The sequence below is a fragment of the Ascidiimonas meishanensis genome (assembly GCF_037782385.1).
Taxonomy (GTDB): Bacteria; Bacteroidota; Bacteroidia; order Flavobacteriales; family Flavobacteriaceae; genus Ascidiimonas; species Ascidiimonas meishanensis.
Window position 1 is genome coordinate 998,008 of sequence record NZ_JBBEXD010000001.1, and the last position, 12,358, is coordinate 1,010,365.

At 33.1% G+C, this 12,358-nt stretch carries 13 protein-coding genes; 11 read left to right on the forward strand and 2 right to left on the reverse strand.

The window, feature by feature from the left end; genetic code table 11:
* Positions 1 to 29: 29 nt before the first annotated feature.
* From htpG to WBG07_RS04415, 4 genes are all read left to right on the forward strand, one after another.
* Positions 30 to 1,901, forward strand: a complete 1,872-nt coding sequence (gene htpG / locus WBG07_RS04400; RefSeq protein WP_340199279.1) for a molecular chaperone HtpG — start codon at positions 30 to 32, stop codon at positions 1,899 to 1,901.
* A 242-nt stretch (positions 1,902 to 2,143) separates the two neighbouring features.
* On the forward strand, positions 2,144 to 3,931 hold the full coding sequence (locus tag WBG07_RS04405) for a DUF885 domain-containing protein (protein WP_340199280.1): 1,788 nt from the start codon (positions 2,144 to 2,146) through the stop codon (positions 3,929 to 3,931).
* Positions 3,932 to 3,937: 6 nt separating this feature from the next.
* Complete coding sequence (locus tag WBG07_RS04410; protein WP_340199281.1) at positions 3,938 to 4,291, forward strand: DoxX family protein; 354 nt, start codon at positions 3,938 to 3,940, stop codon at positions 4,289 to 4,291.
* A gap of 16 nt (positions 4,292 to 4,307) precedes the next feature.
* The gene (locus WBG07_RS04415) at positions 4,308 to 4,892 is read left to right on the forward strand and encodes an alpha-ketoglutarate-dependent dioxygenase AlkB family protein (RefSeq protein ID WP_340199282.1); all 585 of its coding nucleotides are present in this window, start codon (positions 4,308 to 4,310) and stop codon (positions 4,890 to 4,892) included.
* A 64-nt stretch (positions 4,893 to 4,956) separates the two neighbouring features.
* On the opposite strand, the gene WBG07_RS04420 is transcribed toward WBG07_RS04415, so the two are convergent.
* On the reverse strand, positions 4,957 to 5,355 hold the full coding sequence (locus WBG07_RS04420; protein WP_340199283.1) for a DoxX family membrane protein: 399 nt from the start codon (positions 5,353 to 5,355) through the stop codon (positions 4,957 to 4,959).
* A gap of 249 nt (positions 5,356 to 5,604) precedes the next feature.
* Here WBG07_RS04420 and WBG07_RS04425 point away from each other — a divergent pair, with 249 nt between their 5' ends.
* Positions 5,605 to 5,889 (forward strand): TIGR03643 family protein, encoded by a 285-nt coding sequence (locus WBG07_RS04425; RefSeq protein ID WP_340199285.1) that lies wholly within the window; start codon positions 5,605 to 5,607, stop codon positions 5,887 to 5,889.
* On the opposite strand, the gene WBG07_RS04430 is transcribed toward WBG07_RS04425, so the two are convergent.
* A complete protein-coding gene (locus WBG07_RS04430; RefSeq protein ID WP_340199286.1) occupies positions 5,890 to 6,657 on the reverse strand; it encodes a S1/P1 nuclease in 768 nt (255 codons plus the stop codon).
* Positions 6,658 to 6,773: 116 nt separating this feature from the next.
* Between WBG07_RS04430 and WBG07_RS04435 the strand changes: the two genes are divergently transcribed.
* Genes WBG07_RS04435 through WBG07_RS04460 form a run of 6 tightly spaced genes read left to right on the forward strand, consistent with a single transcriptional unit; the run spans position 6,774 to position 12,332 of the window.
* A complete protein-coding gene (locus WBG07_RS04435; protein WP_340199287.1) occupies positions 6,774 to 7,634 on the forward strand; it encodes an SPFH domain-containing protein in 861 nt (286 codons plus the stop codon).
* A 17-nt stretch (positions 7,635 to 7,651) separates the two neighbouring features.
* The gene (locus WBG07_RS04440; protein ID WP_340199288.1) at positions 7,652 to 8,161 is read left to right on the forward strand and encodes a hypothetical protein; all 510 of its coding nucleotides are present in this window, start codon (positions 7,652 to 7,654) and stop codon (positions 8,159 to 8,161) included.
* Positions 8,148 to 9,083, forward strand: a complete 936-nt coding sequence (locus tag WBG07_RS04445) for an alpha/beta hydrolase (protein WP_340199289.1) — start codon at positions 8,148 to 8,150, stop codon at positions 9,081 to 9,083. The genes WBG07_RS04440 and WBG07_RS04445 overlap by 14 nt, the downstream gene beginning before the upstream one ends.
* Before the next feature lie 4 nt (positions 9,084 to 9,087).
* Complete coding sequence (locus tag WBG07_RS04450) at positions 9,088 to 9,264, forward strand: type II toxin-antitoxin system antitoxin (RefSeq protein WP_340199290.1); 177 nt, start codon at positions 9,088 to 9,090, stop codon at positions 9,262 to 9,264.
* A gap of 52 nt (positions 9,265 to 9,316) precedes the next feature.
* Positions 9,317 to 11,515, forward strand: coding sequence for a DUF5916 domain-containing protein (locus WBG07_RS04455; RefSeq protein WP_340199291.1), 2,199 nt, complete (start codon positions 9,317 to 9,319; stop codon positions 11,513 to 11,515).
* 7 nt (positions 11,516 to 11,522) lie between these two features.
* Positions 11,523 to 12,332, forward strand: coding sequence for a Cof-type HAD-IIB family hydrolase (locus tag WBG07_RS04460; RefSeq protein ID WP_340199292.1), 810 nt, complete (start codon positions 11,523 to 11,525; stop codon positions 12,330 to 12,332).
* The last annotated feature ends 26 nt before the right edge of the window (positions 12,333 to 12,358 follow it).

Genomic DNA, 12,358 nt, shown 5'->3' on the forward strand with positions numbered 1-12,358 from the left:
ATTAATTATAAAATTTAAAAAACATACATATGGCAAAAGGTAAAATTAATGTTTCGGTAGATAACATTTTTCCGCTTATCAAAAAGTTCCTATACAGTGATCATGAAATCTTTTTAAGGGAACTTATTTCTAATGCTACAGATGCAACTTTGAAGTTAAAACACTTAACCAATATAGGTGAAGCAAGTGTTGAGTATGGTAATCCAAAGATTGAAGTGAAGCTAGACAAAGAAGGCAAAAAAATTCACATCATTGATCAAGGAATTGGTATGACTTCTGAAGAAGTAGAGAAGTATATTAACGAAGTTGCTTTTTCAGGAGCTGAAGAATTTGTTGAAAAATACAAAGACAGCGCTAAAGATGCTGGCATTATTGGTCATTTTGGACTTGGATTTTATTCAGCCTTTATGGTAGCTGAGAAAGTTGAAATAATTACTAAAAGCTATAAAGATGAACCCGGAGCACATTGGGTATGTGATGGAAGTCCGGAATTCTCCATGAAAAAATCTGATAAAACAGAACGTGGAAGTGAAATTATTCTTCACATTGCCGAAGATTCTACTGAATTCCTGGAAGAATCAAGAATAAGAGAACTGTTGGTTAAGTACAACAAGTTTATGCCCGTGCCTATTAAGTTTGGTACTAAAGAAAAGAAAGTAAAGGTTGAAGGAAGTGAAGAAGAAGAAACAGTTGTTGTTGATGATATCATTAACAACCCAAATCCTGCATGGATTAAGCAACCAGCAGACTTGAAAGATGAAGATTATAAAAGTTTCTATCGAGAATTGTATCCTATGCAATTTGAAGAACCACTCTTTAATATTCACCTTAATGTAGATTATCCATTTAATCTTACGGGTATTCTTTATTTTCCAAAACTTAAGAACGAGCTTAATATTCAAAAAGATCGTATTCAACTTTATCAAAACCAAGTGTTTGTTACTGATAATGTAGAAGGAATTGTTCCTGAATTTCTTACCATGCTAAAAGGGGTAATAGATTCTCCAGATATTCCATTAAATGTCTCGAGATCTTATTTACAGGCAGATGGTAATGTTAAGAAGATAGCGAGCTATATCACCAGAAAAGTTGGGGATAAACTTAATTCTTTATTCAAAGAAAATCGAGAAGATTTTGAAAGCAAATGGAATGATATCAAAATAGTGATTGAATACGGAATGCTTTCCGAAGACAAATTCTTTGAAAAAGCCAATAAGTTTGCTCTTTACCCAAATGTAGAAGGTAAATTTTTTACGTTTGATGAATTAAAAGAAAAAATTAAAGATCATCAAACTGATAAAGATGAAAAATTAGTAGTTCTATACGCCAATGATAAAGAAGCGCAACACGCATATATAGAAGAAGCAAAGGCTAAAGGCTATGAGGTCTTACTATTAGATTCGCCTATAGTACCTCACCTAATTCAAAAGTTGGAATCTGAGAACGAAAAAACTACTTTTGTAAGGGTTGATAGTGACGCAGTAGACAATCTAATTAAAAAGGAAGAGGAAACCGTTTCTAAACTTTCAGATGAAGAAAAAGAAAAACTTAACGGTTTACTAGGTGAAATTATTCCAAAAGAAAAATATTCCGTACAACTAGAGGCAAGAGATAGTAATGCAGCTCCTTTTATTATTACTCAGCCAGAGTTTATGAGAAGAATGAAAGAAATGAATGCTACCGGTGGTGGCATGTTTGGAATGGGTAATATGCCTGAAATGTATAATGTGATTGTAAATACGAACCATGAATTGGTTTCTCAAATTCTGAATACAAAAACCAAACCTAAACAAGAAAGGTTGGTAAATCAATCATTAGATCTTGCTAGATTATCTCAAGGACTATTGAAAGGTGAAGAATTAACTAAATTTGTAAAACGAAGTTTTGATATGATCAAATAACTTTAAATCCAAATGTTTGAATAGCCGCTTTTGACATAAAGGCGGCTTTTTTATTGATGTACAACCATATTTGAAAGTTAATTCTTTCTACAATAGAAAGAATTAATTAATCAAAAAAAAAGTTCCCATGCATATGCAGCTAAGTTAATAATTGACACCGTTTCGCAAATAATATTTTTTATCTTTGAGCACCTCATTTTTCCTTACGCTTTACAACTTATTTATATTAAAATTCAAGGATCATGAAAATCAGATTAATAAGTATTTTTGTTTTCGTACTTATTTTAACTTCTTGCAAAGAAGCACCTCAAGTAGAAGTTACAGAAGTAAAGCTCCCTTCACTGCAGGAAGTACTTTCAAATTACCATGAGGCTTCTCTTAAGTTAAACCCTCTTAACGCTACTTATTCTGGTGATACTCGCTATAACGATCAATTACCTATTGATATTTCAGAAAATCATAAAACAAAAGTATGGGTGTTTAATATGCGATATAGAGATACATTAGAAATGTATCCAGACCAAAACCTAACGGAAGAACAGCTCATGAGTAAAGCTGTTTTGAATTGGGAAATCGAGCAAGCACTTAATAGACATAAATTTAGTTCTGAACTTATTCCTATTAATCAAATGTTTTCATTACCGCTTACCATTGGGCAGCTAGGTAGTGGTAGTGGAGCACAACCTTTTAATAATCATCCAGATTATATGAATTGGCTTGCAAGATTAGAGCGTTTTGCTAGTTGGTGTGACACGGCAGTTGTTAATATGAAGAAAGGTGTTGATGCTGGTTATGTTCTTCCTAAAAGCCTTATCAAAAAAGTGATTCCTCAACTAGAAGACCTTACCAAAGGTAAAACAGAAGAAAATCTTTTTTACATTCCGGTACAAAATATGCCTGATATTTTGACAGAACGTGAGAAAAAGCAAATAATTGAAAGTTATACCACTACTCTTGAGCTTAAAATAATTCCGGCAATTGAAAGATTAAATGAATATATAAAAACAGAATATAAAGAAGCTGGAAGAACATCTTCAGGGATTGATATGATTCCTGAAGGAAAAGAATATTATAAATATCTAATCCGCTATTATACTACTACTAATATGACGGCTGATGAGATACATGAACTAGGATTGAAGGAGGTAGAAAGAATTGCTTCCGAAATGGAAAAAATAAAAAATGAAGTGGGCTTTGAAGGAAGTCTAAAAGAATTTTTTAATCACGTACGAAGCAAAAAAGAGCTGATGCCTTTCAAAGAACCACAAGAAGTTATTGATAACTTTTATGCGATTCATGAACGAATGAAGTCTAATTTGGAGAATATGTTTGATCTAACTCCAAAAACTGACTTTGAAGTAAGAAGAACAGAAGAATTTCGTGAAGCCTCTGCCAGTGCAGAATATAATCCAGGCTCATTAGATGGTACTCGTGCGGGTATTTTTTATGTTCCAATTCCAGATGTAAAAAGTTATAATTTATTTTCTGATGAAGATTTATTCTTACATGAAGCCATTCCAGGACATCATTATCAAATATCCTTACAACAAGAAAACACCCAATTGCCAGAATTTAGAAAAACAATATGGTATAGTGCTTATGGAGAAGGCTGGGCATTATATGCTGAGTCTCTTGGAAAACAATTAGGTCTATACACAGATCCTTATCAATATTTTGGAATGTTAAGTGCAGAAATGCATCGAGCTATTAGATTGGTAGTTGATACTGGATTACATAGCAAAGGGTGGACCAGAGAACAGGCAATTCAATACTCGCTGGATAATGAAGCTGAAGGTGAAGCTAGTATAATTTCAGAAATTGAAAGATATATGGCTATTCCAGGACAAGCACTATCTTATAAGATTGGTCAATTGAAAATTCTGGAATTAAGAGAATTAGCTAAAAAAGACCTTGGTAGTAAATTTGATATTAAAACCTTTCATAATAAGGTCTTAGAGTCTGGATGCATTCCTTTACAGTTATTGGAGACTAAGATTAAAAAATGGATTTCAAAACAAAAATCCGAATAGACTTGTATGAAAGCTAACTGGCATATGTATTTATTGGCACTCATCCTTTTAATTGCCGGAATCTTTCATTTTATAAGACCAAAGGCTTTTATGCGAATAATGCCACGTTATTTACCTGCCCATAAATTTTTGGTATTGCTAAGTGGCGGGGTTGAAATAGGTGCTGCCATTATGCTCCTTTTACCACAAACCCGATCCTTGGCCGCTTGGCTAATTATTCTAATATTAATAGGATTTATCCCTGTACACACTTATATGATTTCTAATATAAAAGCTGGATTAAATCTCCCCAAACCAGTATTATACGGCCGCCTAATCCTCCAGGCTTTTCTAATTTTCTGGGCGTTTCAATATACATAAACTCTTAAATACTTTTATGGAATTACTTCCTACTGAGCTTCCTAATGCAAAAATTCTTTACTTGGAAAACTTTATTTCTGAGAACGAAGCTAATCAGTATTTCACATCTATGCTGAAAGAAACTCCATGGAGACAAGATTTTATTACTGTATTCGGCAAAACATATCCTCAACCTCGTAAAACCTGTCTTTATGCCTCTAATTCAAAACCGTACTCGTATTCTAACATTACTATGCAACCACTTCCTTTAACAAAAGATTTGACAATTATAAAAGAAAGGATTGAAAACAGGTTTGATGTAAAATTTACAACTTGCTTATTAAATTTATATGAAAATGGAAACCATAGCAATGGCTGGCATGCAGATAATGAAAAAGCGCTAGGTATAAATCCCATTATTGCCTCCGTGAGCTTTGGTGGTTCCAGATGGTTTCACCTAAAACATAGGTATAACAAAGAGTTGAGATATAAAATTGAATTAAAACACGGTAGCTTGCTTTTGATGAGCGGGGAGACACAACATTTTTGGCTCCATCAAATACCCAAAACAAAAAAAATCGTAATGCCTAGAATTAATCTTACTTATAGGCTTATAAATTAGAAACACCTTCTCTTTCATAAGAAGGTGTTTCTAATTAACCAAAAACTCAAATTATGAAAAAACATTACGAAACCCGTTGATCTAATGACCAATTATTATAACGGATTTTAACTAATAAAAAGAAAACCGCGGTTGCCATAAGAACATATAAAAAAGCTACATCTAATTTATTAACCCAAATTAAGAACAATGCAACGCCCATAAACGTATAATGAGAAGTTTTTAAAATTATTCTTGTAAGAAAACCTGTAAATAAGAGTATTCCTAATAAAACTTCTACAAATGGTAAGACTATCATAAATTCCAGAATCCATTTGGGGATTAATAATCCAATTTCATTAAAATCAGTAGTAGACTCTTCTATAAAACTATCTAAATGCAAAATGTTAGTCACAGCACGAATCACCAAAACCATTCCTACCAAAATTCTAACCAACAAATATCCCACTTCTTTAATATTCATTACTTCTTACTAACGGACGGCAAATATACTATGCTTGCATAATAAATTATGTTAAAAAAAATCATAAATAATGTAGTTAATCGAGATTATATAAGCCCCTAATAAAACTTATTATTTATAGCAAATTTCCTAGTTTAGACCCCCGTTACTATATAAATTCTCAATGTATAGCTTGTTTAATTATCAATAACTCAAAATCATTGCTTTATAAGATTGTATTTAATCTATTATCTTTGTTAAAAAATTCAAATGAACACCCAAAAAGAATGGAATGACCGTGATTTAGATCGTATAATTGAGATGGCTTGGGAAGATAGAACTCCTTTTGAAGCTATTACTTTTCAGTTTGGCATCTCTGAACAGGAAACCATTGAAATCATGAGAAGGGAAATGAAACCTTCTAGTTTTAGAATGTGGAGAAAAAGAGTTCAAGGTCGTGCTACGAAACATAGCAAGTTAAGAAACCAAGAGGTAAAAAGGTTTAAGTGCAGTAGACAGAAAGCGGTAAGTAGTAATAAAATATCAAAAAGATAATTAAAAAATATCATTTAGTATTTTTGCCAAACGAACTCCTCCCTTGAGCAGTTGACTTCTTACCGTACCAAAATAATCATACATATAACGGTAACTCAGTTTTTCTCCTTTATTTGCTGATTTATATACTTTTTGAGCAAGACTTTGAGATTCGTAGACCCAGTCTAGTAAAGAGCCAGACTGCATTTGTTTACGCTCCTTTCTAGTAACTACCGGAAGGTTTTCTGATAATTCTTCGTAGCTCATACCGTATTCTTCTATCATATTAGTATCCCAAACTCGGTGGAGATTGCTACCCCTACCAAACCATTGTACCTGAATATCATTTCCTCCTTTATCTTCACCCCTACCCACATGCAAAGGTTGATGCAAATCTCCTATAAAATGGATAAGCAATTTTAAATAAAATAATTTATCATCATCACTTGTAGTATTGCTTTTAAGTAGTACAATACACCTTTCAATACCCATAATTAAGTCACCATACTCACTGGGAGGTTCTTCCCCATATTTTTTATCAAAAGGAAAATTCACGTAATGCCAAGGGCTAAATGATTTGTAACGAGCGTCACTTTTAATTTCGTCTGCATAAGTAGATACAAATGCAAGACTCTGACCTCCTAATATCTTTGCTATTTTTCGTTTTGCACTTCCAGACAAATACTCTGTAGCCACATCTCCAACAACTCTATGTCCTGTCTTACCCCACATGGTATTTCCTAGACTTAACTGTGTGACTAAAAAGAACAGAATTAATAAATATTTCATAAGATTTTTTTCAAAAATAAGATAATCCAATGATACTGTTGAAAAATAATTGTAGAACTTCCAAAAAAAAATCATATCTTTATGATATCATTTTAATATCATTTAAAAAAAATATCATGAGTGACGAAAAAATAATTATTCCTTCTAATGGCTATTTAATGCTTTCTGTTTTTATTATTCTCTTTTTGGGAAGTATTCTTGGACTTATTCTTGTCAAGATGACTTTTCTATTATTGGTAATGGTATTTAGCATCGTTTTGCTTCCAGGCTTCATACTGGTGAACCCAAATGGATCAAGAGTTCTTTTATTATTTGGCAAGTACATTGGTACAGTAAAAGAAAATGGATTTTATTGGGTAAATCCCTTATTTGTTAAAAAGAAAATTTCATTGCGCGCTAGCAATTTTGATAGTGAAAGATTGAAAGTGAACGATAAAATTGGAAATCCAATTATGATAAGCACCATTCTAGTGTGGCGAGTGAAAAACACCTATAAAGCAGCCTTTGAAGTAGACAATTATGAGAATTTTGTTAGAGTACAAACGGATGCAGCAGTTAGAAAACTTGCAAGCATGTATCCTTATGATAATTTTGCCGATGAAGGTCATGTAGAAGATATTACTTTGAGATCTGATGTTAATGAGGTAAGTGAAGCCCTTGAAAAAGAGGTTCAGGAAAGATTATCAATGGCTGGTATAGAAGTTTTAGAAGCTAGAATTGGATACTTAGCTTATGCGCAAGAAATTGCCAATGCAATGCTTAAAAGACAGCAGGCAACTGCTATAGTAGCAGCACGACACAAAATTGTAGAAGGTGCAGTAAGTATGGTTGAAATGGCATTGGAAGAACTTAGCAAAAAAGAAATAATTACGCTTGATGAAGAACGAAAAGCGGCCATGGTAAGTAATTTAATGGTGATTTTATGCGGTGACAAAGACGCTAGCCCTATTGTTAATGCAGGTACCCTTAATCATTAAAATTAAACAAACACCCAATGAAGGTTTTTACAGAAATACAAAAAATACCTAAATGGATGTACGTTTTAATGATAGTTGGTTTAATAAGTCCCTTGGTCATTATTCTTTCTTCCTATACAAAGTCAAATTCTGAAAGTGAAAAGAGCGAGTTAATTCTAGTATCAATTCTTATTATTTGTACAGAAGCACTTGCCTTCTGGCTTATAAGTTCTATGAAACAATATGTTCAAATTAATAGAAATGGAATTCACTTTAAATATCCGCCATTTAAAAGAAAGGAAGTTGTAATTGCGATGAAAAATGTGGAAAGCTTCGCCATTCAGGATTACCATATTCCAAGTTACGGGTATAAGCTTGGGGCTTGGAATATTTTAAACAGCACGCCATCCATTACTATGATAGGACTAAAAAAAGTTATTAGAGTGAACTATAACAACGGAAAAACAATATTAATTGGAACGCAACGTCCTGAAGAAGCAGTAGAGATTATAAAACATTATAAATTGCTAGAAAATGAAAATTATTAAAATCCTCTCTATTTTACTTTGCGTCTGCTCTATTGCAGAAGGGCAAGACTTGATCTCCGAAGAGATTTCACTTTTCAATGGTAACATTAGTCTGCCAGGAACGCTCTCTTATCAAAAAACCGAGGGTAAAATTCCCTTGGCCATATTCATACACGGATCTGGAAATATTGATAGAAATGGTAATCAGGCAGGCGTAAATGTGCAAGCAAATTATATAAAAATGCTTGCGGATAGTTTGAATAAAAATGGGATTGCTTTTTATCGTTACGATAAAAGAACTGCGAACCCTGCCAATAAACCTTTTATAAATAAGACTATTTCATTTGATGATTTGGTTGATGATGCGCGGGTTGCTTTAACACATTTTCAGGGAGACTCTAGGTTTAAAACGATTACGGTAATTGGCCATAGTCAAGGTTCACTTACCGCCATCTTAGCCTTAACAGATATTGCCTCTAAATATATCTCACTAGCTGGAGCCTCTAAAACACTTGAAGAAACTGTAATTTCACAAATTACTAAGCAGAGTAAAGAACTGGGAATTATTGCTAGCAAACATTTTGAAGAACTTAGCACTACCGACACTATTCAGGAAGTAAATTTTATGCTTCAAAGTATTTTCAATCCCAGAAATCATCTATTTATTAAAAGTTATAATAAGTACAACCCCATAGAAGAAATAAAAAAAGTAACGATTCCTACTCTTATTATAAATGGAAATGCTGATCTTCAAATTATGCAAGAAGATGCACAAAGACTAAAAGAAGCAAAGCCAGATGCAGAATTAGTTATTATTCCAGAAATGAATCATGTGCTTAAAACGGTTAAAAACCTTCAGGAAAACCAAGCTTCATACATTCAGGAAAATTTCCCGCTTTCCATAAAATTGGTAGAAGTAATTACTGAATTTGTAAAAAAATAAATCCATGGCAAAGAAGAAAGCCTTTGCGCTACGAATTAATGAAGAAATGCTTAAGTCCATTGAAAAATGGGCTGGAGATGAATTTCGTAGCACCAATGGTCAAATAGAATGGATGCTAATGCAAAGCCTAAAAGAAGCCAAAAGAGCTCCTAAAAAACAGGAAGATAAAAGCTCTGGTTGAGGAATGAATGTAAACATAAAATATTACATTTGAAAGATCAACCATTTGTAAAATGATTAAAACCCTTTTAATTTTACTTCTTCTAGGTTTTTTTTGTAATACCTATTCGCAGGAAAACCAAAAAGAGTTTCTAGTTAAATTTACAGACAGTTCCTTAATTTTAGATGGATCTCTTGAAGAAGTCTTCTGGCTAAATGCAGATAGTGCTAAAGATTTTTATCAATATTTCCCAACCGATTCTGTTCTTGCTAAAAGCCAAACTACTATTAAAATGTTATATGATAATGCATACCTTTATATTGGTATTGCTGTAGAAACCTTGGGTGACAATTATGTGATCCCTTCTTTGCAAAGAGATTTTAGAGCTGGTGGAAATGATAATATTAGTTTGCTTTTTGACACTTTCAACGATGGCACCAATGCCTTTCTATTTGGGGTGAACCCTGCTGGTGTTCAAAGAGAAGCTTTAATTTCTGCTGGAGGCTCAGAACTAAGAGGTTTTAATACGACATGGGATGTAAAATGGAAAAGTGCTGTAAACGTCTTAAAAAATGGATATAGTGCTGAAATAGTGATCCCACTTACCTCTTTTAAGTTTAAAGAAGGAGAAACTAAATGGAGGTTTAATAGCTATAGGTTTGACACACAGGGAAACGAACAGAGTACCTGGATGCGAATCCCTCAAAATCAATTCATCTTCAATCTCGCCTTTATGGGGAATATGAAGTTTGAAAGACCTCTTGGTAAATCCAGAACTCCTTTTACACTTATACCATACGTTAATACTGCATTAGCTAAAGATTATGAAGAAAATGAGAGCCTTTCTGAATTAAATGTAGGGGGTGATGCCAAAATTGCTATTGGGAATGGAATGAATATGGATGTTACTTTTAATCCAGATTTTTCAAATGTAGAAGTAGATAATCTGGTAACAAATCTTACTCGTTTTGAAATTGGACTTCCCGAAAGAAGGCAGTTCTTTATAGACAATAGTGATCTTTTTGCTGATTTTGGGGATAATTCTGAAGCAAATCCATTTTTCTCAAGAAGAATAGGAATTTCTGAAAACGCAGAGGGTAATAATATCCAAAACGGTATTATAGGAGGCATTCGCCTAAGCGGAAAATTAAATCGGAACTGGCGTTTGGGATTTTTGAATATTCAAACGGAAGAAGATCAAGAAAATGAAATTCCAACCAATAACAACATGGTGTTAGCGCTTCAAAAAAAAGTATTTAGCAGATCAAACTTGGGATTTATTTTTGTAAATCGTCAAAGTTTTAACGAGTATTCTTTTCTAACAGAAGCAGAACGATACAACCGGGTTGTTGGATTAGATTTTAATTTGGCATCTGCCGACAATACTTGGATAGGGAAGTTTTACACACATAAATCTTTTACACCAGAAAGTGGAAATAAAGATTTTTCAACAGGAGCTAGGTTATTTTACAATTCCAGATTTTATCAAGCAGGCATTTCCGGACGTTATGTGGGTGCCGATTTTAACTCTGATCTTGGGTTCATTCGCAGGAAAGATGTTTTTGTGCTTAATCCAGAATTTACCAAAATCTTAAGACCCATAAGAGGTATTATCAATAATCATGAGTTTTCAGTAAATTCTTCCATACTTTGGAGACCTGATCTTGATTTTCAGAATACAGATTATACCCATGAGTTTTCATGGGAAGCAGAATTTAACAATCAAATTGAAATATCTGCAGGACTTCAAGATCAATTTATATTTCTTGCTGAAGATTTTGATCCTACTGATACGGAAGACGCAGCTCCGCTCCCACTTAATACAAGCTATAAATTTACTCAAGCATCGGCTTCCTTTAGATCAGACAGAAGAAAAGTATTCGCTTATGAAGTGAATCTTTCTGGAGGAGAGTTTTTTAATGGATCTATTTATTCCATAGCTGCTCAAACAAGTCTTAGACTTCAACCCATTTTTTTTACATCAATAACTGTTAATTACGATCAGATTAATTTGCCTGATCCTTATCCAGACGCTAAAATACTTATTGTGAGTCCACGTTTTGAAGTTACATTCAACAAATCTCTTTTTTGGACTACCATTGTTCAGTTTAGTAATAGAAATGAAAACCTTGGTCTAAATACAAGACTCCAATGGAGATTTGCTCCTTTATCTGACCTTTTTATCGTTTACAATGACAATTATCGCACCAATAATTTTGCGCCTCGAAACAGATCACTTAATATTAAACTAACCTACTGGCTTAACATTTAACATACAAATGCAATATAAAATCGTTTTTACCGACCTTGATGGAACACTCCTTTCTCAAAAAAAAGATATCTCTCCCTTTACTGCAGAGCAGCTCTCTAGATTGCAAGAAAAAATACCTGTAATTCTTGTTTCTGCACGAATGCCAAAATCTATGACCTATATACAAACTCAAATTAATGGTTTACATCACCCTTTAATCTGCTATAATGGGGCTTTGGTTATTCATAATGAAGTTGAAATTTTATCAAAAACTATAGCACCAAAGCTCACAAATCAACTTTTTGAAACAACCTCTTTATTAGCTATTAATTTAGGTTTATATCACTACAATGAATGGTATACAGAAAAGGTTACTGAAAGAATTGATAAAGAAATTTTCAATACAAAAGCAAAGCCCTCAGTTACTTCTACCAAAAGAATAATTGATTCTTTTGATAGTCAAAAAAAGGGATTTCATAAAATCATGTGCATGGGCACCAAGTCACAAATGGATGAGTTGATAACGGTTTTAAAAAAAGATTTTACAGCACATTTTCAAATTTATCGTTCAAACGATACTATTATAGAAATTAGCCCTAAAGACACTTCCAAACTTTTAGGGATTAAGGCATTGCTGAAAAATCGCTTTCAAATTTCACTATCAGATGCAATGGCCTTTGGTGATAATTATAATGACATTGAGATGATAAAAGCGGTGGGACATGGGGTAGCTGTAGCAAATGCCAGAAATGAAGTAGTAAAGGTAGCAGATGCCGTTGCTGAAGATTATAAAATGGATGGAGTTGCCAAATATGTTAAACAAATGTTTAATTTATAGGCAATCAATAGAAATAGAGTTCCTTT

Excerpts from the sequence above, each read along its gene's own strand:
- WBG07_RS04435 (WP_340199287.1), top strand. The coding sequence starts at position 6,774 with ATGAGTGACGAAAAAATAATTATTCCTTCTAATGGCTATTTAATGCTT.
- WBG07_RS04405 (WP_340199280.1), top strand. The coding sequence starts at position 2,144 with ATGAAAATCAGATTAATAAGTATTTTTGTTTTCGTACTTATTTTAACT.
- WBG07_RS04440 (WP_340199288.1), top strand. The coding sequence starts at position 7,652 with ATGAAGGTTTTTACAGAAATACAAAAAATACCTAAATGGATGTACGTT.
- WBG07_RS04450 (WP_340199290.1), top strand. The coding sequence starts at position 9,088 with ATGGCAAAGAAGAAAGCCTTTGCGCTACGAATTAATGAAGAAATGCTT.
- WBG07_RS04455 (WP_340199291.1), top strand. The coding sequence starts at position 9,317 with ATGATTAAAACCCTTTTAATTTTACTTCTTCTAGGTTTTTTTTGTAAT.
- WBG07_RS04445 (WP_340199289.1), top strand. The coding sequence starts at position 8,148 with ATGAAAATTATTAAAATCCTCTCTATTTTACTTTGCGTCTGCTCTATT.
- WBG07_RS04430 (WP_340199286.1), bottom strand. The coding sequence starts at position 6,657 with ATGAAATATTTATTAATTCTGTTCTTTTTAGTCACACAGTTAAGTCTA.
- htpG (WP_340199279.1), top strand. The coding sequence starts at position 30 with ATGGCAAAAGGTAAAATTAATGTTTCGGTAGATAACATTTTTCCGCTT.
- WBG07_RS04415 (WP_340199282.1), top strand. The coding sequence starts at position 4,308 with ATGGAATTACTTCCTACTGAGCTTCCTAATGCAAAAATTCTTTACTTG.
- WBG07_RS04420 (WP_340199283.1), bottom strand. The coding sequence starts at position 5,355 with ATGAATATTAAAGAAGTGGGATATTTGTTGGTTAGAATTTTGGTAGGA.
- WBG07_RS04410 (WP_340199281.1), top strand. The coding sequence starts at position 3,938 with ATGAAAGCTAACTGGCATATGTATTTATTGGCACTCATCCTTTTAATT.
- WBG07_RS04425 (WP_340199285.1), top strand. The coding sequence starts at position 5,605 with ATGAACACCCAAAAAGAATGGAATGACCGTGATTTAGATCGTATAATT.
- WBG07_RS04460 (WP_340199292.1), top strand. The coding sequence starts at position 11,523 with ATGCAATATAAAATCGTTTTTACCGACCTTGATGGAACACTCCTTTCT.